This window comes from Pseudoalteromonas 'SMAR', from assembly GCF_048515945.1.
In the GTDB taxonomy this organism is placed as follows: Bacteria; Pseudomonadota; Gammaproteobacteria; order Enterobacterales; family Alteromonadaceae; genus Pseudoalteromonas.
Genome location: NZ_JBLWMW010000042.1, coordinates 11799 through 35849, shown reverse-complemented (window position 1 = coordinate 35849; position 24051 = coordinate 11799). Strand labels below are relative to the sequence as shown.

Sequence of the window (24051 nt, the reverse complement as noted above, 5' to 3'; positions counted from 1 at the left end):
TTCAAGCTACCTTTGCAAACCTGTGGTTACTAGGTGTGGTTTAGCGGACGGACACACTTATTTCGCGCAGGGAAGCGCGAAAAAGCATGTCGGGCCAGGGACGGCCCTTACATGCTGGTAACGTTAAAATTGGCTGATTACTTGAGGTTCCCGGTGTGATGTTGGGAGCGCCCTTTCTTTTGCTTACTTTTCTTTGGGCGGCAAAGAAAAGTGAGTCAACGCCCATGGACGGGCGTTGAAACCCGTCAGGAGGACAACAGAACCAATACACAAGAGTAAATAGCTACTAACTATACCAATAAGTGCCGAAAGCACTTTCTTTTGCTGAATTTTCTTTAGGCGGCATCGATAAGTCAGTCGACGCCCATGGACGGGCGTCGAAATTCGTCACGAGCACAACAGAACCAACACACGAGAGTAAATAGATACTAACTATACCAATCAGTGCCGAAAGCTCTATCGCATCACTCGCTTTGTTATTGTTTATCCAACTTTTCCATAAGCGCTAAAAGCTCATTTATAACCAGCTCAGGCTCATCGTTCTGAACAAAATGACCACTTTTTTCTGTTAGAACAGCCTTTCCCTGTGGAAATGCACCTGCCCAATTTTGCCACAGCTCACCCCACATTTTTCTGCCTTGATCGGTAAAAAACAAATTAGCCGGATCCGTGGTTTTCCTGACAGAAGCAATAACTGTTACCGGCATAGCTTTAATCTGTGGATAATCAGGAAGCGGCCTTTTACTCCAATAATCAAGATACTGGTTTGACATACCATTCGCCATATCATCCAGTTTGATTTGCGCAATTTCTTGGTTTGCTTTTTCTAAATCAATTGCTCGCAATATATCAACATCATGCTCAGAAGAAGGATCTAACATTAATAGCGCTTTTATTTGTTTTGGATAAGCAGCTGCAAAATCTCGTGCAACACTGCCACCATATGAGTGAGCAACTAAAATGACAGGCTGTTTAACATTCAGTTTATCTAACAGTTCGCTGGCATAGTTTGCGTAATCAGCCGAGGTAAAGTGGCGCTTAATTGCGGTCGATTGGCCGTTACCCACTCTGGAATAGCGAATAACCATTGCATGCTCGGCGATTTGGTTAAACACAGAGTCCCAATCAGACATTCCAGCGCTACCACCGGCTTCCAACAACACAGTGTGTTTACCTTTGCCCGATATTTCGTATTCGAGCTCAAACTCGTTAACATTGATTCGGTTTGGCTGGGCAGAGAGTGAAAAAGATAGGGTAATGGCAATTAATAAGATGAACTTCACAATTTTTCCTTAAAGCAATAATGCCCTGCTAACAGGCAAAAAATAGTTGGTTAAAATTAGCGAAATACGCCAAAGGCTAACTTAACTCATTTAAAATAAAAGCGACAGCCAATCACGCACCACCCTAGACTTTTACATCGCTGTTTTCTATCTAGAAGAATCAAAAACGACGTAGAGCTTGTTCATCACTTGGATAAGGTTGCGGCTTCGCGCGACCCATCCTTATTTTTTATATTTTGTTTTTTCTAAATTCATAATATGCCAGCAAGGCTTTTGGCACTGAGTAATACGGATTATCAGAATGGCCTGAATTTTCGTTGTAATGGAATGCATGATTGAAATTTATAGGTGCATTTAATTCTATTGCTGATAATAAACCTTTGAATGAACCTGTGATAATCTCGTTTTCGTTACCACCAATGCTTAAATATAAAAATAAAGGTTTTTCACTAAGTTTAGATAAACCGTTATTAAACTCCTGAACAACAACTGAGTTGTCGTACCAAGCTGCGGGGCTAAACGCAAAATAACCAGTAAACAATTCAGGTTTAGTAACTATTGTATATAGTACGAAGCTTCCACCAGCAGAGAAACCACTAAGTACTCGGTTATCATTAATTGAGTACTCATTTTCTATAAAAGGGATTAATTCTTTTTCGATAAAAGATAAAAATAAATCAGCTTTACCAAAAATTTCTGGGGAGTTTTCCGTACTGGGCCTAGCTTCTATTTGAACATCTTTTCTGGCGTAGGGGGGTACTAAATCTCTATTTCTTGTATCTGTCCAGAACAGGTTAGGGATTGAGACAATAACGGAATCTTCTATTAGCTTTTTTTCAGACTGCGTTGTAACGGTTTCATGCCAACGACTTAAGTTAAAATTACCGTCTGACTTTATGATTAACGGATAACTTTTTTGACTATCGTATCCCTTTGGCAAACGAACAAACACCCTTCTTTCTTCTGAAAGAAACTCTGAATAAATATCATGATCGATGAACTCAGAAGTGTAGTGCTCAAAATATCTCGATAAAGAAACAGAAGTTCCAACTACAAACAGTATTGCAAGTAATGAAGTAAATATTAGCTTAGTTGGAATTTTCACCAAATCTTCCTTTCAAAATATAACGCTTGCTAAGGTGCAATTGATTGTTGGCTATACTTGCGCGAAGCACCAAGCCAACAGCTAATTGTTCCTGTGAGTTTACGAACGAGCTTTAGTAATTTGTCGAGCCTCATTTATTTACGAGTTCCTTAATGCTTTTTACAACCAAGTCACTGTCATGAATATGCAAGAAGTGCTTTTCTGACTCCGAATATACAACTTGGCTATTTTTTGACAAACTCTTGAAATAACTATCAGCTTGACTATCAAGATCATCCATTTTCTTTGCAATATCGTCTGGGACAAAAGGTGCGTCGTAACGTTTTCCTGTGTTTTTTGAGCGTACTGTAATTATAGGTTTTGATCCAAAGGTTGAAGCATTCTTTAATTCTTCATAACTTTTCATGTGATCTACTTTTTCTGGTACCTTTTCAAATAAAGGATCGTGTACAGTTAGCTCAAAGTTCATCTGGCGCAGTAATTTCTTATTATCTGTATTAAATTCTTTTGGCCAACGTGTTCCCATTGTATAAAAGTAGCCGAAAGTAGGCGGATCAATTAACACCACTCCAAGCACCTCTTTTGGAAACTGATTGTTATATGAGTTTATAATATATGATCCATACGAATGGCCTGCAAAATAATAAGGGGCTTTAACATTTGCAGCTTGTAATAAGTTGCGTAGCCTTCTGGACATATCATTTACTGTAAATGGAACAGGGCCTTTTTCACTCTTTCCAAGGCCAGCACGATCGTATAAGCACACACTAAAATCATTCTTTAAGCGTTTTATGTTTTCTAGCCAAATACCGTCAGAGCCCCAGAGACCAAAACCAGATTCAATAACAAGGTTCGGTTTCTCAGTTCCATAACACTCCAAGTAAAGTTTAAACCCACCAACATCGTACAACCCTGACTTAGTAGGTTTTAATTCTGATTCTTTAGCTAGTGTTGCAAAACTTATAAAAATTGAAAGTAGTAAAATTAACTTCATATTGACTCCGTTCTTGTGATAAGGCTTAGACATAATGACTCCCACACGGGGCTAGCCTCCGCTTTTTCGTGGGTTAGCTGAATTCAAAGCCAAAGCCATAATTAGTTTGTCAAATAACTAAGCAGCAGAGGCTAGCATGAACAAACATAGCATACTTTTTATCGGACTTGATACACATAAAGAATTCAATGAAGTAGCCTATATTGAAGGCTACCGAGGCGCACAACCTGTGCACTTTGGTAGAGCACCATCATCTAAAATAGCCGTTAAAAAACTCGTTCGTCATTTTGAATCTAAATACCCTGCTGCAACGCTTCACTTTATCTATGAAGCTGGCCCCTGCGGTTACTGGATTTATCGGTTGATCACTAGCCTTGTTCATTGCTGCTATGTGGTTTCGCCTTCTCTCATTCCTGGGCAAGTAACGTATGGAAAGCAAGCTATACGTGAATAACGTAGTAGTTAACCTTAGGAAGCGTGAATCTGGCCAGAGCTAGAGTATTCTAATAACTGGCACAGACATGTGGGCATAGTTGCGCAGCCACCGCGTGTATGCGTCCCAGCAAACTCAGTGAGTGTGTCGGCTGGGTTGTTAGGCATGCTCATCCACAACTTGCAGTTGCGATATATCCATTAGCCTTATGTGTGTTTGGTAGTAATATTTACCGGTAGGCTTACCACCTGATAGAAGCACAATTTTTACTCGCTGAGCTTTACCATTGACGACTATGGCTTTGTTTACAAGGTACTCCTGTGGTGCCATTCCATACTTAGCTGATAATTGTGCAATTACTTTTGGGTGTAAAGCGACGGTTATTGATCGCTGGTCGCGGTAGTCTTTTTCTGTATTCAAATAGACATATTGCCCTTGGCTGCCAGTAGCAACGATTTGAAGCGCGTATTGCCCAGGAACACCTTTGGGCGCAGACTCCGCAGCGGACTTTATTATTTCCATGGGATCTGAGAAAGTGGATGTCGTGTGCGAAGCTGTGGACGAGCAACCAGCGAGTAAAAGGATAAGCGTTAAAAAAACATATTTCATGGTTTATTTCCTTATAAATGCCTAGCATTTTAGTATTTATGTGACATGCTGTTAGTGCTGCATAATCACTTGTTGAACTGAGCCGCTACCAGCTCGATGTGCCGGAGTTGGTGTTACTTATACTGCAAGGCTTTACTTTTTTGGGTTACCAGCCAAATCAGTTGGTTTTATCAGCTAACCTATTATTACCTAAGCTTTCACCGCACAGCCCAGCGTTTACTTTGTCCCTATTACACCTAAATTGAGCCCAATAAGCAATGATATTTTTACATACATAGCCATGCCTACCCTGAACAATTAAGCAGGTTAACCACTTGATTTCATTCAGCAAATCTAACTAATAATGCATTCGTTTGTGTATTATTCGTTTATATCAGCCACTAACTTATTTGCTAAATGTGGATACTTGCAGCAACTTTTCCTCCCTCATCACACCCTCAAGTCAGCAGCCAATTAACTTATTTCGCGCAGGGATAGCGCGAAAAAACATGTCAGGACCAAGGACAGGCCTGAAACCTATCACGAAGATAATGAAACCAATAAACGAAGTCACAGCAAAATTATCACTGTTACTACCTTCAGCCCTACCAGCAATAAAATAGCTAACAGAAATAACACAACAACCAGTAGCAACATCCTCCTCCCTCATCACACCCTCAAGTCAGCAGCCAATTAACTTATTTCGCGCAGGGAAGCGCGAAAAAGCATGTCGGGCCAGGGACGGCCCTTACATGCTGGTAACGTTAAAATTGGCTGATTACTTGAGGTTCCCGGTGTGATGTTGGGAGCGCCCTTTCTTTTGCTTACTTTTCTTTGGGCGGCAAAGAAAAGTGAGTCGACGCCCATGGACGGGCGTTGAAACCCGTCACGAGGACAACTAACCCAATACACTGACGCAAAAAGGTGCTGTCAAAATAAATAGCAGAACACGGGTGCATTGTTATTGACGAGATTTACTTGCCTCAGAATCGACCCTTTAATTAAACAAGCTGGTATTAGTGTGATGCTAGTAGCGTCCTTTCTTTTGCTTACTTTTCTTTAGGCGGCATCAACAAGTCAGTCGACGCCCATGGACGGGCGTAGAACCCCGTCAGGAGGACAACTGAGCCAATACACTGACGCAAAAAGGTGCTGTCATTATTAAATAAATAGCAGGAAGCGAGTTCGTTGTAATTGACAAGATTTACTTGCCTCAGAATCGATCCTTTAATCAAGCCAACTCAGAATGCTGACATCGAGCGTTTTAACCGAACAGCTCGTCACTAATGGCTGGATTTACATATGTTCGATAGCGTTGAGCAGGCCTAGCGAGTGACTTTGGACTTATAACAACGAAAAGCCGAATACGGCCATTCGCGGCATTCCGCCCAAACATTTAACGCAAGCGGTTCATTAACTCTACGAATAACTGCTGCTTAAAATGGGGGGATTACACAACGTTAAGACTTTCATTCAACACTGATTTAAACCTTTCTTGAGTTAGTTGCGTCTCAAAGAGCATAATTATAAAAAAGTTGTATTTTTTAATAGCAAGATCAATTTGCTATACAATGCCACGTGCTAAATTTTAACATTAGGGACAATTTTGATGCTCACTCGTTTTTGGTACTTTTGTGCCATTCTATCTATAATTACCACCTCGTTTTCGACATTAGCTTCTGATGTTTTAGATTGTGTTATTGAGAGATATAGCCAGTCAAATAGTCCGTTTACGGAGTTACCAAATCCTGCCGAACAGGGCGACCATAAATACAAAGTAATGAACTATGGTGAACGGCCATTTTTATTTGCTATATCAAAACCTGATGTCATTGCTCCAAATGTGAGCTTACCTAGCTTTCTTTCCGATTATTCTCGCAACCAAGGATATGAGGACAATGCTTACCACGAATTTAAAAGTAGTAATTTACCTTTGCAGGCTAAAGTTTGGCTTCCGCTGGGAGCCCAACCACTGCCGTTGGTATTATTAGTCCATGGAAATTCTGCGCCAGGGTTTGATTATCTGGGTGAGTTACTCGCTAGCCGGGGGCACTTTGTTGTGCAAGTAGATCAAACTTATTTGAATGGTTTATGGGGTGAAAATGGTGCCCGAGGCTGGATACTGCTTGAACATATTAAACTGCTGAAAAAATGGAATGCTAAGCCAGGTCACGCTTTTTATAACAAACTAGATTTAGAGAATATCGCTTTAATAGGCATGTCTAGAGGTGGTGAGGCTGTTGCTTTAGCTGCATCATTTAATCAATGGAAAACTTTACCAGATAGTACTGAATCAACAAAGTTTGGTTTTAACATTAAAACCATTGTCGCATTAGCCCCAATGGACGGGCAATATCAACATGCTGATGGAAGAAATATCCTGAAAAATGTTAACTATTTAGTGTTACAAGGAGGCCATGATGCAGATGTGTATCAGTTTCTTGGCAGCCGACAATGGCATCGCACTCACTTCGATCATGATAAAGACTTCATAAAGCAGTCCATTTATATTTATCGTGCTAACCACATAAACTTTAATCAAGATATGTCTGATGATTACCATTGGGGAAGCAGCAAAGATTTTTATTCGAAGCTATTAACACCCAAACAACAGGAGAAGTTAACTAAAGTGTTTGTTTCTGCTTTTTTGGAAGCCACATTGGCGAATAAAAAAGCGTATCGAAAAATTTTTAGACAACCTTTAGCTGGTGAGTTTGGTCTTCCTGAAGATATTTATATCAGTCGCCATATGACATCTGATTTCAAAGTTATAGAAGATTTTGAAAATGAAGCTAGAAAGGAAAGTATCGTTAAGGCCCTATTCGATAAAACGTTAACAGAAATGCCAATCAGTATAGACTCTGAGCGCCTAAGAAACGGGACTAAAACTTCTAATAATGTATTAAAAGTTCAACTTAAGAAACAAGTTGAAACACGGTTGAGCATTAAGCTTTCAGAAGCTGAGCTATTACATCAAAATCACGAAGGAAAACCCTATCTAAGTTTCTCACTGGCTAGAGCTGATTCAGGAGAAAGCGAAGAATGTGGATCATATAATTTGTTATCTGATACCAGGGTAGAGCTACTTGATAAATCTGGTGTTGTACTTAAAAAAAGTTTGGCCGCATCCGGCAGTCTCTCTCCTTTATTAATTTCTGACTTCTCTGAATTGGAAAAAGATGGTGTGGAATATGCGCCGACGGAGCCAGTTTTGCAAACCTTTATGCTCCCTATTGAGTTAAATAAACCAATCAGTGCCGAAAGCGAATTAGAACTAGTCTTGATTTTTGAACCGAAGCAAGATGTATCTCTCATCTTGGATGATATTGGGATAACGAGTGCGATATAGCTCATCAGCTTTCTTTTAAACAAGCGAATCATTAACCCATTAGAAAAGTTAGCTTACCTTAAGATGAGGCATAAAATCGTTCTTAAGGGCGGCGATTGCAACAAAGCAGCCCTTAGTCTCGAGCACATTTTTGTCCAACTGTAAGTTAGCTGAGTGTCTGCCTTTAAGAAAACAACCGCTCAAACCAGCTCTTATCAAGGTCATCTTCACACCGCTTCAGTTGCACAGCATAACGGGAAGCCCGGTGTTTAACCTTGTTTGCCACCTGCATTAGCCATTTTTTACTGCGGTAGGTGCCACGGCGATAGCCGCCCCAGCCTTCATGGTAATTGAGGTATTGGGCATAGGCATCCCATTTTGATACGCCGTTGACCTTGTGGGTTTTATAGACAAACCACGCCATAAAGTCGATGGCGTCTTCAAAGTCATCGCGATCGGCTCCCGAGTTACCGGTTTCACGAATGTAGTCTGACCAAGTTGGGGTTTTGGCTTGCGAATAGCCATAAGCGGAGCTGACTCGGCCAATGGGAATAAACCATAGAAAGTATTCCATTGGCGGCGCGGCATCGTGACGAAATGAGCTTTCTTGGTACATCATGCTCATGAGCACATGCTTAGGAGAGCCCCATTTTTCTTGGGCATCACGGGCATCGTAGTACCAATCTTCTTTCTCTTGGAAAATCTTACAAATATCATGAGGTTGCTTAGGTGGAGCCGTCGCACAACCGGATAATACCGCCACCAGGCTTAATAAAATTATTTTTTTTTGCATTTTTTTCGAAACCTAATGAACTTTTGTTATTTGCACCGGTCAGAACTTATGAATGCAGCAGTTTAGCATTGTTTCATCCCTGAAATTTATTTGCGCAGCCACTTGGCTGCGCTTTTTTATGCCCGCGAAAAATAATCGTCTAAAAATGCGGTAAAGTCCAATGTATCTGCTTCTCTAACCGCTTTCTCATCAGCAAAAGAACGCTCAGCCATGGCTGTGAGCTTTTCCTCATCATAATAGTGATACGTCATGGATTGCTGTAAATTTTTGTAATTATTCGCCAGCTCAATGCCAAAACTCCCCTGCTCTGGGGTGCGAGCCTTGAGTTGTGCTAATAGCTGACCAGAATAGGTAAGCTCAGGGCTGGCGATAGCACGATGGAGCTTAGCAATAGTTGCCACATACACTTGTTGCTCGGTGCTCTTATCTAGCATTTCCGCCACTTTAAGTAGCTCGGTGAAGATTTCTTCGCCCCATTGGCGTAGCTGCACCTCAGTGTCGCCTTTGGTTAGGCAAAGGTCGGCATCTCGCCCTTGGTTAACCACTTTTTGCAGGTTCTCACCGGCTAAGTGCTGAGCGGCAAAACTCAATTCTGGGCTTGGCTTCAATAAACAGTAAGTTAAAAAGACATCCAAGAAATAGATTTGCTCTAGGCTAATGCCTGTGTGCTCAAATGGATTGACATCCAGTGCACGGATCTCAATGTATTCAATACCGCCACGCTCTAATGCTTGCGTAGGGGTTTCCCCTGACTCGGCGTTACGTTTTGGTCGAATTGGCGAGTAAAACTCATTTTCAATTTGCAGGATATTGCCATTAAGCTGCTTGGGTGTATCGCTGTGGTAATCTGGGATCTCATGATACAGATCAGAACGGGTACGAATGGCACTTCGCAGCCCTGCAATGTATTCCTCAAGGTCGTTATACATTACTCGCAATGAGCTTTGCGCGCTGTTGGTGTAGCCTAAATCGCCTAAACGCAGTGCCGTGCCATGCTCTAAGTACAGTGTGCCATTACTTAAGGTATTGAATGGCAAGTCACTTTTTTTGCCTTGTAGAAAAGACGGACACAATGAAGGAGAAGCCCCAAACAGGTAACTTACCAACCACATTTCACGCTTAAAGTTGCGGATAAGCCCAAGGTACTGCTGTGAAATAAACGCTTGCTTTGACTGCGTATCACCGCTTAATTGTTGCAGGCTAGACCATACGCTGTCGGGGAAAGAAATATTAAAGTGCACCCCAGCGATGGCTTGCATCATACTGCCATAACGGTTCTTCAGCCCTTCGCGATACAAGGTTTTCATTTTACCAATGTTCGATGAGCCAAATTGCGCTAAAACAATGTCTTCTTCATCTTCAATAAAGCAGGGCATAGATAAAGGCCAAAGTAACTCATCGCCCATGCTTTCAAGGGTAAATTTTTGCAGATCCGTGAGCTGTGCCAGCGTTTCTTGCGGATCTTCACTGACCGGAGTAATAAATTCCAGCAAAGATTCAGAAAAGTCGGTAGTAATGTGACCGTTGGTTAAGGCATGACCGGTTCTTTGTGGATGACCCGTTTTGGCTATTTTGCCCGAGCCTTTAATGCGTAATGCCTCACGTTCGATACCACGTTTGATGCCCTTAAATGCGCCTTGGTGGGGCTGTTGCGACAACAGCTCTAGCTTAGTGTTTAACTCTACTTGTTTCAAAAATTCTTCCTCGAACCTAAAGGCCAATCTCAAGTCAATGGGGTCTGTGATGAATTACTCAAGCCTTTAAGATTACTTTCGCGTAATGCGCACCGCTTTCTACACACTGATGCGCCCTTTGCAGTTCATCCAATGCAAAGTAATGACTTACCATAACCTTGATTTTGCCAGTTTGATAGGCTTGATACAAATATTTAAGGTCGTCTTGATTGCTTTGTACCAGCATCCCTTGACAGTCTATGCCAAGCGCCGCAGCGCGCTCGCACACGGCTGCACTGGTGTTGCTGGGAATGGTGACAACCTGCGAGCCCGTTTGTAACGCCGATAAACACTGAATTGCAATTTTGTCACCAATTAAGTCGAGTAAATCACCCTGTTGTTGCTGTTGCCAAAAGCTATCGTAGGTAATGGCTTTAACCCCTAAGCTGTTGAGTAGCTCATGCTCAGGTCGGCGCGACACGGCGATTACTTCACGTCCCTGTAATTGCGCTAACTGAATTGCCAAGTGCCCTACCCCTCCTGTGGGTGCAACAATAAAGAGCGGTTTTGATTTGTCTTCAAAACGGTCTAAGGCTTGTTTCGCCGTCAATCCCGCAAGGCATAAACCGGCGATATCGGGCTGTTGCTGAGTGTCCACTTTCACCAACTCATGGTGATCAGCAATCACATAATCGGCGTAACAGCCCGGGTGCTGTGCAAAGCCAACCATGCCAATCACTTCATCGCCCACAGCGACAGACGAGTTTGCCTCCGCCACGGCTATCACTTCACCATAAACATCGTACCCGAGTGGTAAAAAGGTGCCTGGTGCTTTTTGGGCTGCAACATAGCCTAGTCCCTGTCGGGTTTTAATGTCGATTGGGTTAACGCTGCTGCTGATCACGCGGATCATAACTTGCTCTGGTGCCAGATCGGGCAGCGCTTGTTGCTGGGCATGAAGTTGGCTGGCGTCACCAAACTCTGTCACACCATAGCGGTTTGCCATCTTTACCATAAGTGATTGCCTTGTTTGATTTTGTTATTAAATTAGCATACTCCAAAGCATGGCAGCTTTGAAGCAATTGCATTGGCTGAAAACAAAAGCGCCCGCAACCAGTAAGTTGCAGGCGCTTTATGATTATGCCATCACTATGAGGCGTTATTGAACACTATCTTATCGTCTAACACATCCACCTTGATGGTATCACCACTGATAAACTTACCTTGTAATAGGTCTTGCGCTAACGGGTTTTCAATATATTGCTGCACCGCACGTTTTAGCGGCCGTGCGCCATACACTGGGTCAAAACCACTGGCGGCAATTTTTTCCAGCGCCGCTTCACTGAGCGTAAGTTCAAAACCTTTGTCAGTTAGGCGTTGGCGTAAACGCTCAAGCTGAATATTGGCAATTTCTTTAATGTGCTCATTAATTAACGGGTGGAATACCACGGTTTCATCAATACGGTTAATAAACTCAGGACGGAACTGACTTGCCAGCACTTCCATCACTCGCGATTTTAGCGTCGCATAGTCATTGCTGCCCGCCTGCTCTTGGATCACATCAGAGCCCAGGTTAGAGGTCATGATCACCACGGCGTTTTTAAAGTCCACGGTGCGGCCTTGACCATCGGTTAAACGGCCATCGTCCAATACTTGCAATAAGATATTGAAAACATCTGGGTGCGCTTTTTCCACCTCGTCCAATAAGATCACAGAGTAAGGTCGCCTTCTTACCGCTTCGGTCAGGTAGCCCCCTTCTTCATAACCCACATACCCTGGAGGTGCGCCAACTAAACGCGCCACCGAGTGTTTTTCCATAAACTCCGACATGTCAATGCGTACCATGGCGTCTTCGGTATCAAACATAAAGTTGGCCAACGCCTTGGTGAGCTCGGTTTTACCAACCCCTGTTGGCCCTAAGAATAAGAACGAACCAATAGGACGATTAGGATCGGCAAGCCCAGCTCGCGAGCGGCGAATGGCGTTAGCCACTGCGTTAACCGCCTCATCTTGACCAATGACTTTTTGATGCAACTCGTCTTCCATTTGCAATAGCTTTTCACGCTCACCTTGGAGCATTTTTGCCACCGGGATCCCCGTCCAGCGCGACAAGATTTCGGCGATTTCATCTTCACCGACTTGGTTTTTCAACAAGCTCATCTCTTGCATTTCGGCTTGTGAAGCCAGGTCTAAACGACGCTCTAAATCGGGGATACGGCCATATTGCAGCTCCGACATACGTTGTAAGTCACTGGCGCGACGGGCTACCTCTAGGTCAAGGCGAGCTTGCTCAAGCTCAGCTTTAATCACTTGCGTGCCTTGTAAGGATGCTTTCTCGGCGTTCCACACTTCATCAAGCTCACGATATTCCGACTCCATATCACTGATCAGAGCCTGCATTTCAGTACGGCGCTTTTGACTGGCCTCATCCTTTTCTTTGGCAAGCGCATTATCTTCGAGCTTTAGCTGAATAATGCGACGTTCAAGGCGGTCTAGCTGCTCCGGCTTAGAGTCGATTTGTAAACGGATTGAAGAGCCGGCTTCATCAATTAAGTCGATGGCTTTATCTGGCAGTTGACGGTCGGTAATGTATCGGTGCGACAAATTCGCCGCTGCTACAATGGCCGGATCGGTGATGTCCACCGAGTGGTGCAACTCATAACGCTCTTTTAAGCCACGCAAAATAGCAATGGTGTCTTCCACTGACGGCTCATCAACAAAGACTTTTTGAAAGCGTCGCTCAAGGGCGGCATCTTTTTCAATGTATTGACGATACTCATCAAGCGTAGTGGCCCCCACGCAGTGCAGCTCGCCACGAGCCAGCGCGGGCTTAAGCATGTTACCGGCATCCATGGCACCGTCGGTTTTACCGGCACCGACCATAGTGTGGATTTCATCGATAAACAGAATAACTTGGCCTTCTTCTTTGCCGAGTTCATTCAGCACCGATTTTAAGCGTTCTTCGAACTCACCGCGGTATTTAGCACCAGCCACCAAGGCGCCCATATCCAACGATAGTACGCGCTTACTTTTCAGTCCTTCAGGTACCTCACCATTGATGATCCGCTGTGCCAGGCCCTCAACGATGGCGGTTTTACCCACGCCAGGCTCACCAATCAGTACTGGGTTGTTTTTGGTGCGGCGCTGCAACACTTGAATGGTGCGGCGAATTTCATCGTCACGACCGATTACCGGATCTAACTTACCTTGCTCTGCTCGCTCGGTAAGATCTACGGTAAATTTCTCTAGTGCTTGTCTGGTATCTTCGGCGTTAGGGTCGTCGACTTTCTGGCCACCACGAATGGCCTCGATAGCTTGTTCTATCTTTTGTTGGGTGATATTCAGTGCTTTAAAGATTTCACCAAGCGGTCCTTTGTCTTCACACGCGGCGAACACGAACAACTCGCTGGAAATGTATTTATCTTTGCGCTTTTGCGCATACTTGTCGCACAAGTTAATTAACGAAATTAGGTTGTTCGACAACTGGACATCGCCGCCAACCCCTTCCACTTTAAAGAGTTTTTCAATGGCTTGAGAAAGCTTAGTATTAAGCTCATCAGCACTCACTCCAGCTTGGGCCAATAGCGCTCTTACGCTGGAACCACTTTGCTGTAGCAAGGCGTACATTAAATGAACCGGTTCGATAAACTGGTGATCGCGCCCAAGCGCTAATGACTGCGCATCAGAAAGCGCTGCCTGAAATTTGCTTGTGAATCTGTCTAAACGCATGTTCGTTTACCCATGTAAAATTAGATTAACTTATTTATGGGTATTATTTGGCTGAATATCAAGCGCGCTGAGCGCAAAACAAGGGCTTTATTTGCGCCAAATCAAAGTCGCCATTCTCCCGGTAACACGGTCTCGGCGGTAGGAAAAATACTCGCTCGGATCACTGACAGTACACTGCCTTTGGCCATAAATTTTATTGACCCCAAGCTTGGTCAGTTGCAGCTCTGCAATGGCAAAAATGTCGGCCAACAGTTTACCATCGCGATGACGTTGAAAAGCACTGTCGAGACCTGGAAAGGCCGCCAGCACTTCTGGCCCGACTTCAAATGCCGCAGGCCCTATGGCGGGACCAAACCAAGCATAAATGTCGTCAGGCTGTGCCTTAAATTGCGCCAGGGTGTTTTCAATTACCCCTTTTGCTAAGGGCTTCCAACCACCATGAATGGCCGCAATTTCAGTACCGCAACGGGAAGCCAATAAAATCGGCAGGCAGTCGGCGGTCATAATGGCCAACGGGGTTTGCCGACACTGGCTGTACAAGGCATCGGCTTGATGTACTTGGGCAACCTCAAACTGCTCATCGACCACCACCACTTCGCCACCGTGAACCTGCTCCAACCAGACAATGGGGTTGGCGACGTAACCGTGCAGGATACGGCGGTTTTCTGCCACATGCTCGGCATTATCACCGACGTGAAACGCCAAGTTCAGGCTGTCGTAAGGGGGCTGCGACACGCCGCCTTGACGTGTCGTTGATAATGTCCCCACTACTTGGGTGAGCGGCCAGTCTGCTAGTTGCATATTATAAGGTTAAGTCCGGATTCTCTTTGGTGTCTTCACGAAGCGCTTCCACTAGCTGCACCATGTCCTCTGGTACTGGCGCTTCCCATGTCATCATTTCACCCGTAATTGGATGAGCGATACTTAGTTTTATAGCATGCAATGCTTGACGTTTAAACTCTCGCAGTTGTTGTGACAACATCGGCGTGGCATTTTTTGGTGGTCTTGGACGGCCACCGTATAGCTGATCGCCAATCAAAGGATGATTCAAATACGCCATGTGAACACGAATTTGGTGCGTTCTACCGGTTTCTAGACGCAGTCGCAAGCGCGTATGAGCACGGAACTTTTCTGCTACACGGTAGTGCGTAATAGCTGGCTTACCCATTTCATGTACTGCCATATGAGTGCGTTTGGTGGCGTGACGGCCAATGGCTTTTTCAACCATACCACCAGCGGTCATGGTGCCATTACACAAGGCTTCGTATTCACGGGTGAAGTTTTCTCGCGCTTGCAGGTTTTTAACTAAATGCGTTTGTGCTTGGATGGTTTTCGCCACCACCATTAAGCCGGTAGTGTCTTTATCCAGACGGTGTACAATCCCAGCTCGTGGTACATTGATGATGTCGGGGTGGTGATGCAACAGTGCATTAAGTACTGTGCCATCAGGGTTGCCTGCACCCGGGTGCACAACTAAGCCCATGGGCTTATTAATCACCAAAATATCATCGTCTTCGTAAACGATATCTAAGGCAATATCTTGCGCTTCGTATTCGCGCGCCGCTTCAATCACCGTTTCAATGGCAACAGACTCGCCACCCAACAGCTTTTCACGAGGCGTATTGTATACTTCCCCGTCAACTGTGACTTTATCTTCTAAAATCCAAGTTTTTATTCTAGAACGAGAAAAATCGGGGAACAATTGCGCCAAGATCTGGTCTAGACGTTTACCACCGAGTTCGACTGGTACCTCCGCTTGGAGGGAAATTTGCTCTGACATATAAAACTTTACCTAATTTACCAGTGCAAGCCGTGCTCGACTGGGTTAGAATCGTATAAATGCATAGTTTACTCGGTTTTGCCGAGTTGGCCTAGCCGAAGAAAACAAAGGTAGTAAAATAAAATGATTAAAAACTTAAGGACACACGCCTTTAGGCTGGCGTTAAGCGCTTCAGTATTGGCTTTAGCCGCCTGTTCATCTGCCCCAGAACAAGAAGATATAGAACGTGTACCGAACAAATCGGCGCAGTCACTTTACCAAGATGCAAAAAGTACCTTAGACAGCGGGCTTTACGCTAGAGCTATCGAGCTTCTGAGCGCCATCAACTCCCGTTATCCATTTGGCCCCTATGCCCGTCAAGTACAAATGGACCTAGTATACGCCTACTATCAAACCGGCAACACGGATCAGGCACTGGCGACCATCGACCGTTTTATTCGCCTAAACCCTAACCATAAAGATTTAGACTACATGTATTACATGCGCGGTTTAGTAAATATTAAAGCTGATGAAAACGCCTTTCAGGAGTACTTTGGTGTTGACCGCGCTGACAGAGATGCTAGCAGAACTCGAGTTGCTTTTCAGGACTTAACCACGCTGGTGAAAAACTACCCTGATAGCGCATACGCAAAAGAAGCCAAAAAGCGCATCGTGTGGCTATTAAATAAAATGGCACGTTATGAGTTAAAAGTAGCAGAGTACTATTTTGAGCGTGAAGCTTATTTAGCAGCAGCAAACCGTGGTAAATACGTGGTTGAGCACTATTCACAAAGCAGCTATCTAACCAAAGCGTTTGATATTATGGAGAAAAGTTACCGTAAATTGGGGTTACCTGATTTAGCCGATAACGTTAAAAAAGCCAAAGCGGTTAACAAAAGATAAGCGTTTTACAACTCCCACCGCGGTGGGAGTTGCCAGCCATGGATTAAATGGCTTCCTCATCCTCTTCACCAGTACGGATACGTACCACTCGCTCAACTTCCGTGACAAAGATTTTACCATCGCCAATTTTGCCGGTTTGTGCCGTTTTGACAATCACCTCAATGGCTCTGTCAACGTCTTCATCAGCGGTCACTATGTCTAGCTTTACCTTAGGCAAAAAATCAACCATGTACTCGGCACCACGATATAACTCAGTGTGGCCTTTTTGGCGACCAAAGCCTTTAACCTCACACACGGTCATGCCGGTAATGCCGACGTCAGAAAGGGCTTCTCTAACGTCGTCTAGCTTAAATGGTTTAATTATTGCTTCTATTTTTTTCATGGCTATCTCGATTCCTTTGGTGTTGGGTCGATTTTAGACAATCAATCCATGCAAGGCAAACAAAGACATTGAAAGTTAGGTCATTTTTACGCAATAATGCTAAGTATAAATTATTACTTTTGGTTACGAGGCAGTGATGAAACGAGCAGCGGGTTTTAACCTTTTAGAATTGATGATTACTGTCGCCATCTTAGCCATCGTGATGACTGTAGCCTTTAGCTTTGATGGTAATTTATTAGAGCGTAACCGGGCCGAATCCTTCTTAAAAGAGCTACAACGCAATGTTGCTTTTGCCCGCATTAAAGCCACAGCAGCCGACGAGATTGTGATACTTTGCCCTGCCCCCGCCAGAAACATTGTCGCCCGAAACAGCTTTACCTGCCAAAATGACTGGTCAAGCAACCGCATCAGTGTCTTTGTCGATAGAAACAACAACGGCAGCTTTAATGACGACGAAGACACCCTGCATCGCACCATGGAGGTGGTTGATGGTAATGACCAACTAACCTTTAGTGGTGACAACCGCTTGCGCTTCGATTCCAGTGGCCTACTCAGTGACTCAGCTGCTGGGGAGTTTATCTACTGTCCAGGAAATAATAACAACAATCAGCAGTTGAGCATTTCGCAAGCAGGTACCGCCCTGTATCGAGGAGACACAGATACGACTTGTGGCTAGCACCTTGACGGATACTTGAAATATCTCAGCTGCCACCTAAAATTTAATCAAATTATATTTTTCGAGGCAAAGGATATGCATCGAGTCCATGGTTCTACACTTATTGAAGCGCTCACTTGTGTCGCCATTTTAGCCATTGTCAGTTATTTATCGCTACCGAACTTTGCACACTTGCTCAGCCAAGACAAACCCAAGCAGCAACTTCAAGTACTGCAACGCATGCTTAATTTCGCTCGCATTAAGGCCGTTGCCAGTCAAGCCCCTATCACCGTTTGTCCACTGATTAAAAACCGCTGTAGTAGGAAAGAATGGCACAGGGCAATCACGGTCTATATTGACTACCAGCCAAAAGGCAGAGTAAATAGAGGCGATACTAAGCTGCACGTGTTCAAAGCGGCGCTTGATAATGATGAACTGAACTACCCACGTCACAGTATAACTTTCTCACGATTTGGTCGATTAGCAGGACTGCTCAATGGCACTTTTGTGTATTGTACAAAACGAAAAACAAGCCTCGGATTATCGGTGAGTATTACCGGCAGAAGTAAAATTAAAGCAAGCAAAAAGTGTGGCAATTAGGTGACAGTTTGCTCTGCCACCTAACTGCCGAGCGTTAACGCTCCCAGCAGCGATCAATTCGCGCTTGATCCGTGACACCACTGACCCCTCTTATACCGAGTTCATCAATAGTCAATGCAGGGCATTCGGTGTCACCACGAACCGGACCACTGGCAGCGGTTGCCATAACAGTGAAGGTATCCGTAGTTACCCCCTGCAGTGAGATTGTAAAGTAGCCATTTTCCGAGGCACTCGGTACGCCAATATCACTTAGGTCATCCGCATAGCTGCGATTATCTACGAAAAACTGCTCTTGCTTATTGGCAGCATCAAGTAAAATGGCCATGGCATCAGATCTGGCTCCACGCTTCACGTATTCAGTGTAATTAGGATAGGCGACCGCAGCCAGAATACCGATAATGGCCACCACTATCATGACTTCAATCAGGGTAAATCCTGCTACTCGCTGGTTATCGTTTCTCATCGCTAAATTCTCGTTTGTAAATGTATAACTGTCTGGTTTTAATACTAATACCGTATTGTCTAAATAGCCTTACTTTTCCTGTTTCTGGGTCGACCACTGGGATCGAACCGGCAATGCCTTTTGGCAGTAATGGATTACCCGCCGGAGCACCATCGCCTTCACCGTCACCATCCACTTCAATACCCGGTCCCGGAATATAAATTTTGGTTTTACCGTCGTCGCCTTTGCGTACCACAATTGTGGGAGTATCAGGAATATCCTGTGCAGTGATGTATTTAGTGCCAGTGCCATAGTGCATATGCAAGGCATACAACTGCCCCTTACCACCGGTTAAAGTACATTGCTGGGTAGTCTGATCCGCAGGCGTAAACGAGGTAAAATAGGCCACCCCACCTACCACTGTAGACGCAGAAAGTGACTTTTCACCAGTGGAGAGCCGATATTTCCAGCCTTTAAACTGCGCTAATTCCACTTCAAGCTCAACAAAGTCCTCCAAACTGCTGGCGGCAGTGCCAAAGGGATCCGTTTTCATTTCCATCAAGTCGCTGATTAAAATAGGTTCTGGGATGTCACTGACAAACGACTGGGTTTTAGTGTTAATATCACGCACCATAAAGAGGTAATCATTAACGCTGGAGTCGGTTGGTTTAGCACGGTTACCACTGCCAATAACGATGGCATCAAACGGCGTGTCTTTGCGAACTTTTACCTTATTATTTTGCGGATCGCTTGGATCTTCTATTTCAGTCACCTTACTAAAGAAAGTGCGAGCCACGGTAGGCTGATAGAAAAAGCGGCGGTCTTGATTGGCAAGGTCGCTGCCTAAGCGTGCCAGCTCAAAGTGTGTCCATGGTTGTTCGTTATCCGTGGGATTCGGTCCCGGTATATCTACCCGCCAAATACTGCCTCCAGTATCGGCTAAGTAAATTCTATCCGTAAAGCCATCATAGTCCGAGTCAGTCAGCGTCGGCGAAGCCACAATACTGTGCTTGCCTTTAAACTGATCGCCGGTCAGAGACCAAACAATATCGGCATTATTAGACAGAATATCAACAGCATAAAAGCCCACTCCAACACTGCCATCTTCGCTGCGAGAGACATTGTCTTTGTTGGTGTTGTAGCCAGCACCAAAAATAAGCACAGGGCGCTCTTTCGATTTTTCTAAGAAGGTTACTACTGGTTTTGACCACGTCTGACCTAAGTGTTTAAACTTATCTGAGTCTCCTGAAATTGGGCCATTCCAAAGTAGTTTTGGCGAGTCAGGGTTGGTAATATCAAAGCCATAGTACTTGTTACCACCTCGGCGCATACCAGCAAACGCCCAGACTTGCTCACCTTGATCAATTTTGTTGTCTTTATTTTCATCATTGAAGTAAATGGTGATTGGGCCATCCATGCCATAGACTTTAGTTTCAGCCTTACGGGTTTTGACATCGTTGAGAATGTCTAACAAGTCGCCAGGAATAAACGCCCAGCTTTCTGTTACTGTATTGCCTTCGTCTTTAAACATATGCAGGCTGCCGGCATTGGTGCCCACTAAAACACGCACATCACCGTTACCATAGTCCATGGTAACCGGCTTAGAGTGCAGCGGATCGGCAAAAATGTCTTTGCGTCTGTCTGTAGTCACATTATCGCGGTCATCATCATCAACATCGATACCTAACGCCCAGTCAATAACCGCCTCCAGCTCGTTTTTTGATGCCCCACTCATTGCCATTTTCTCGGCAAGCTTGTTCCTATTGCCGTAGGCTTTACGTGCGTTATTATATGAAAAAACTTGTAAACTGCCGCTATCAAAATCAGAGTACACATTACGGGTAAGTTGCTTCTCAAGGGCGTAATTCACCCCGCCTTTTTCGATGTTATTTCCATCTTTAGAGCCCGGCTCAGACCAAAACGTAGTGATATTATTATCAATAGCACCACTGTTATTGATGGCTTTAGTAAGCTCTTGGCCGACGATTTCATTGCCCTTTAAACGTAATTTTTTAAGGTTACCTCCCCAGCGTGTATGAGTCTCCGGCTTAAACTGGGTGTAATACAGGTATTCACCCGTTTGCGTTTGATCTTCTGCATTGGCTGATACCGTTGGCGAAGTAAAGCTAGCGCTAATATTACGGATATTGGTGATCGTGGTTTTTAACACCTCAGACAGCTCATTCGCCGTGTTGGCATGAAGGTATTGACCGCCTCCTTTTGATGCGGTTTCAGCCAGTAACTCTTTACCTGTACTTGACATACCGTTACCAAAACCAATGGTAAATACACGGGCAAAATCCTCTTCATCGGGCGTGGTAGGATAAAGATCCACCTTTTTCTGATCTGTCCCCCGCATTAATTCAGCCAGTGCTGGCAGATAGTTTTTAACGGTATTGTAACTGGGATCGATATCAAAGTAGTCCGGTGATTGTTTGTATACAGCTTTATAATCAGCAACGATATCATCATTAGAGTCTGTATCATTGGTCGGATCACCATCAGTCATGAGAATGAGATTGACGGAAGTATCACATCGTGCTTCTGCACCGCTATCGCGTTTAAAAGGTGAGATATATCTATTGCCATTCTCTACCGAAGTATCTCTATCCCAACCACCATTTGTACCCCAATATACTGAGTCACCTCTTAAGTAGTTATACAACTCCCATAACGTCTCAGACAATGGCGTTGAGCCAGAGCCTGGTAGAGAATTAATTTTATTCACTATTTGACTGTTAGAACTGCCAATCCCATTAAGTATGTAGCCGCCACTGGAGGAGTAAAGCCGTGATAATCCGAATAGAATATCATCGTTGTCATTTACCAAGCCCCGCATCGCATCTTGTGCAACCTTCAATCTACTCGCTGAGCACAAGCCTGCTTGTAAATTGCCATATTGATTGTATTGGTAACAGGTATTGTTATTGGTTGATACAAAACACTCGGTTTCGCGGTAGCCGTAGCGAGTTTCTTGCCACCAACCCCACCCCCATGTATAGGAGTAGCGTTCATAGCAGGTCTTTCCGGTTTGCGAATCCCACTGCATGCTGCCTGATGTATCAAATAACATCATGACTCGGGGCTTTTCACGAGTAGACACATTGTGTTTTACGTATAGCTCAATATCCTCAGCCTGTGCTTGCTGAATACAGCCACCGACTAAGGCCGTTATTAATAAAAGTTTTTTCATCTTATTTACCCGCAGTTGCACTGACTAGCTCTTGCCCAACCCCCATCACGATAGTGACATTATGACGGCCTTTATCACCGTAATTAACAGTTGCTTCCACTTCCGTCATATTACAAACAACCCCACTGGTGTACGCAAACTGCCTAGGGCAATAAAGCTCCAGCTCACCGTTATTAAGGTTTCTTACAACCGCCGTTACTCCGTTGTCTGCAACCACAGGTTCTCCCTCCTCTGGTATCTGCTCGCGCGGTAATAAAAACACGCTGTCTGTTGCCAGCTGCTGCTGCTGTTGAATTATTCGTTGTACCTCGCCATAAAGCAAATTTTCTGCCTCTTCGCGCTCCATCACCGCATGGGTCATTTTGATGTCTAAGGTACTGCTACTCATGAGCGTAACGGCGACGGCCATAATGGCTACTACCATCACCATCGACATTATTAGTACCACACCGCGTTGCTTTAAATGCTCCATGATGAATCCCCCATGTTGTACATCGAAACTGTGGTGGTAAATACCGTGCGGCGAAAGCTATCAGTAAAGGTAAGTGTGCGCTCTGTGTCCGCGGCATTGTCATTGCCTAAGATGTAAGTTCTACTTTTCACCCCAAAACTGGGATCAGGTTCAAGCGCCCTCACCAAAACAAACATCTGCAGTGACAATATTCCCCGGGTATTGCCCCAGTCAGCCAGTGACATGCTTCTGGTATTTCTGTATTGATCGATACGGCCGTCGTAGTCGGTATCTAAACCATACACAAAGCGTATTCTCTCAACTCCTTCAATCACTAACTCATCGGTCATACCACCGACTCTGAGACGCTGGCGTCGCAAAACCGGGATGGTTAAAGAGCGGTTATTGATCACCTGAGTTTCTTCACTTAAGTAATACACATGGTGACTGTAAGGCCATAAAGTCGCATTGACACTGGGCATGACACCGACATTATTGCCTGCGATAAACTGAGCTTGCTCTTGCTGGGCAATAAAGTAAAACTGGCTATTACTGACTTCACTCATATCGGGATTAAGGCCAGTTATCGTAACGGGATCGCCCTCTAAAAACTTAACCTGCAACACCTCAGAGTTATTCACTGCATTATTAATACAGTCCATAGCATTGCCGTTTTGCGTGAATACCGCAGTTATCGGTCTAAAATCGGCCGGCTGATTATTAGGAAAGCTACCATTATTGATGCTTCCAGCGCAGTCATTGCCTGGGTTATTGGGTGCGATTTGATTATCTTCGGTAAAGCCTTCGTCATAGAAAGTGCCCCAAAACCCCACCTGCTCAATATCGCGGCGTAAAATCGACAACGCCAAGCGACCCTTTTCTTGTAGCTCGCCAATGCTCATGGTGTCGTTGGTGGTGGCTTTCATACCAACATAGGTGGCAATCACCCCACCAAGTAACAAGATACCAATGAACATGGCAATCATCAGTTCTAATAAAGTAAACCCAAGTGTTTTTCTCATGGCTGCCCCCGCAACAGCAAGAAGGTTTCCATTACCACCGCCCTGCGTCTATCGTCATTCACACCACAGCTGCCTGCAGGGTTATCGTCTGCCGCGGTCATTTCTTGTCGACCTCGCCAAGTGACGATGACCTCGACATTAACGCCATTGGTGCTGGTGGTGGGATTAATACAAACGGTGGCATTATCTAACGAGCCGCTTCTTTCTCGAGCTCGAATCGCGTGTTGCCAGTTATTGATGTCAGTCTGAGCAACTTGTGCGGCAGAACAAAAACCACCATAGCAGTCCGTCATCACAGAAACTGCGTCATCACTGGAAAAATCGACATCATATAATGCGACGACATTGTTGGCGTCGTTATTACGCATTCGGTGTAAAATATCGCTGGCCAACTCCACCGCAGCAGCACGCTGCAATGAATCAAAGCTAGCCTGCTTGGCTTTGGCCTGTAATGCCACAGCCCCCAGCAAACCAAAACTTAAAATCATAAAGGCAATCAGCACTTCTAATAGCGTGAAGCCATTGTCTCTGGAAGTGTTCCGCATCGCTTACTCTTACTTACAGTTGTCTGATTATAAGTCTACTTCGTGTTGCAATTGATACAAGCTTGCGGGGTATGAAAGGTAGAATAACGGAATAAACGGTCGATGACACGGTCTGTAGGACACGGTCTGTAGGACACGGTCTGTAGGACACGGTCTGTAGGACACGGTCTGTA

General features: G+C 44.6%; 20 protein-coding genes and 2 pseudogenes. 6 read left to right on the top strand and 16 right to left on the bottom strand.

Annotation, left to right across the window (positions count from 1 at the left end):
• Window positions 1-476: 476 nt before the first annotated feature.
• From ACNKW2_RS15755 to ACNKW2_RS15745, 3 genes are all read right to left on the bottom strand, one after another.
• On the bottom strand, window positions 477-1283 hold the full coding sequence (locus ACNKW2_RS15755) for an alpha/beta fold hydrolase (protein ID WP_419149409.1): 807 nt from the start codon (window positions 1281-1283) through the stop codon (window positions 477-479).
• A gap of 229 nt (window positions 1284-1512) precedes the next feature.
• Window positions 1513-2388 (bottom strand): alpha/beta hydrolase, encoded by an 876-nt coding sequence (locus ACNKW2_RS15750; RefSeq protein WP_419149408.1) that lies wholly within the window; start codon window positions 2386-2388, stop codon window positions 1513-1515.
• 130 nt (window positions 2389-2518) lie between these two features.
• Window positions 2519-3382, bottom strand: a complete 864-nt coding sequence (locus tag ACNKW2_RS15745) for an alpha/beta fold hydrolase (RefSeq protein WP_336566918.1) — start codon at window positions 3380-3382, stop codon at window positions 2519-2521.
• 136 nt (window positions 3383-3518) lie between these two features.
• Between ACNKW2_RS15745 and ACNKW2_RS15740 the strand changes: the two are divergent.
• Window positions 3519-3797, top strand: a pseudogene (locus tag ACNKW2_RS15740) (IS110 family transposase); the annotation flags it as partial.
• A gap of 177 nt (window positions 3798-3974) precedes the next feature.
• Here the strand turns inward: ACNKW2_RS15740 and ACNKW2_RS15735 are convergent.
• The gene (locus ACNKW2_RS15735; RefSeq protein WP_419149407.1) at window positions 3975-4424 is read right to left on the bottom strand and encodes a hypothetical protein; all 450 of its coding nucleotides are present in this window, start codon (window positions 4422-4424) and stop codon (window positions 3975-3977) included.
• A 1179-nt stretch (window positions 4425-5603) separates the two neighbouring features.
• Here ACNKW2_RS15735 and ACNKW2_RS15730 point away from each other — a divergent pair.
• A pseudogene (locus ACNKW2_RS15730) lies at window positions 5604-5820 on the top strand (integrase core domain-containing protein); the annotation flags it as partial.
• A gap of 189 nt (window positions 5821-6009) precedes the next feature.
• Window positions 6010-7752, top strand: coding sequence for an alpha/beta hydrolase (locus tag ACNKW2_RS15725; RefSeq protein ID WP_419149406.1), 1743 nt, complete (start codon window positions 6010-6012; stop codon window positions 7750-7752).
• Window positions 7753-7915: 163 nt separating this feature from the next.
• Here the strand turns inward: ACNKW2_RS15725 and ACNKW2_RS15720 are convergent, their stop codons facing one another.
• The 6 genes from ACNKW2_RS15720 to rluD all read right to left on the bottom strand — a co-directional run bounded on the left by ACNKW2_RS15720 (window position 7916) and on the right by rluD (window position 15706).
• Window positions 7916-8524 carry a transglycosylase SLT domain-containing protein gene (locus ACNKW2_RS15720; protein ID WP_419149405.1) on the bottom strand — a complete coding sequence of 203 codons (609 nt, stop codon included), beginning with the start codon at window positions 8522-8524 and terminating at the stop codon, window positions 7916-7918.
• Window positions 8525-8640: 116 nt separating this feature from the next.
• Window positions 8641-10218 (bottom strand): glutamate--cysteine ligase, encoded by a 1578-nt coding sequence (gene gshA / locus ACNKW2_RS15715; RefSeq protein WP_419149404.1) that lies wholly within the window; start codon window positions 10216-10218, stop codon window positions 8641-8643.
• A gap of 58 nt (window positions 10219-10276) precedes the next feature.
• A complete protein-coding gene (locus ACNKW2_RS15710; RefSeq protein ID WP_419149403.1) occupies window positions 10277-11212 on the bottom strand; it encodes an NADP-dependent oxidoreductase in 936 nt (311 codons plus the stop codon).
• A gap of 134 nt (window positions 11213-11346) precedes the next feature.
• On the bottom strand, window positions 11347-13926 hold the full coding sequence (clpB, locus tag ACNKW2_RS15705; protein ID WP_336566927.1) for an ATP-dependent chaperone ClpB: 2580 nt from the start codon (window positions 13924-13926) through the stop codon (window positions 11347-11349).
• A gap of 87 nt (window positions 13927-14013) precedes the next feature.
• A complete protein-coding gene (gene pgeF / locus ACNKW2_RS15700) occupies window positions 14014-14727 on the bottom strand; it encodes a peptidoglycan editing factor PgeF (protein ID WP_419149402.1) in 714 nt (237 codons plus the stop codon).
• Between the two features lies 1 nt (window position 14728).
• A complete protein-coding gene (gene rluD, locus ACNKW2_RS15695; protein WP_419149401.1) occupies window positions 14729-15706 on the bottom strand; it encodes a 23S rRNA pseudouridine(1911/1915/1917) synthase RluD in 978 nt (325 codons plus the stop codon).
• A 123-nt stretch (window positions 15707-15829) separates the two neighbouring features.
• Between rluD and ACNKW2_RS15690 the strand changes: the two genes are divergently transcribed.
• Window positions 15830-16588, top strand: coding sequence for an outer membrane protein assembly factor BamD (locus ACNKW2_RS15690; RefSeq protein ID WP_419149400.1), 759 nt, complete (start codon window positions 15830-15832; stop codon window positions 16586-16588).
• Between the two features lie 43 nt (window positions 16589-16631).
• Here the strand turns inward: ACNKW2_RS15690 and glnB are convergent, their stop codons facing one another.
• A complete protein-coding gene (gene glnB / locus ACNKW2_RS15685) occupies window positions 16632-16970 on the bottom strand; it encodes a nitrogen regulatory protein P-II (RefSeq protein ID WP_336566933.1) in 339 nt (112 codons plus the stop codon).
• Window positions 16971-17106: 136 nt separating this feature from the next.
• Here glnB and ACNKW2_RS15680 point away from each other — a divergent pair, with 136 nt between their 5' ends.
• Both ACNKW2_RS15680 and ACNKW2_RS15675 read left to right on the top strand, forming a co-directional pair.
• Window positions 17107-17646: a pilus assembly FimT family protein gene (locus ACNKW2_RS15680; protein WP_419149399.1), complete on the top strand. Its 540-nt coding sequence runs from the start codon at window positions 17107-17109 to the stop codon at window positions 17644-17646.
• Between the two features lie 75 nt (window positions 17647-17721).
• Window positions 17722-18225, top strand: a complete 504-nt coding sequence (locus ACNKW2_RS15675) for a GspH/FimT family pseudopilin (RefSeq protein ID WP_419149398.1) — start codon at window positions 17722-17724, stop codon at window positions 18223-18225.
• A 34-nt stretch (window positions 18226-18259) separates the two neighbouring features.
• On the opposite strand, the gene ACNKW2_RS15670 is transcribed toward ACNKW2_RS15675, so the two are convergent.
• Genes ACNKW2_RS15670 through pilV form a run of 5 tightly spaced genes read right to left on the bottom strand, consistent with a single transcriptional unit; the run spans window position 18260 to window position 23878 of the window.
• On the bottom strand, window positions 18260-18688 hold the full coding sequence (locus ACNKW2_RS15670; RefSeq protein ID WP_419149397.1) for a type IV pilin protein: 429 nt from the start codon (window positions 18686-18688) through the stop codon (window positions 18260-18262).
• A complete protein-coding gene (locus ACNKW2_RS15665; RefSeq protein WP_419149396.1) occupies window positions 18675-21860 on the bottom strand; it encodes a pilus assembly protein in 3186 nt (1061 codons plus the stop codon). Before ACNKW2_RS15665 ends, ACNKW2_RS15670 begins: the two co-directional genes overlap by 14 nt.
• A gap of 1 nt (window position 21861) precedes the next feature.
• Window positions 21862-22332, bottom strand: a complete 471-nt coding sequence (locus ACNKW2_RS15660; RefSeq protein WP_419149395.1) for a pilus assembly PilX family protein — start codon at window positions 22330-22332, stop codon at window positions 21862-21864.
• Window positions 22320-23333, bottom strand: coding sequence for a PilW family protein (locus ACNKW2_RS15655; protein ID WP_419149394.1), 1014 nt, complete (start codon window positions 23331-23333; stop codon window positions 22320-22322). The genes ACNKW2_RS15660 and ACNKW2_RS15655 overlap by 13 nt, the downstream gene beginning before the upstream one ends.
• Window positions 23330-23878: a type IV pilus modification protein PilV gene (gene pilV / locus ACNKW2_RS15650; RefSeq protein ID WP_419149393.1), complete on the bottom strand. Its 549-nt coding sequence runs from the start codon at window positions 23876-23878 to the stop codon at window positions 23330-23332. The genes ACNKW2_RS15655 and pilV overlap by 4 nt, the downstream gene beginning before the upstream one ends.
• Window positions 23879-24051: the final 173 nt, after the last annotated feature.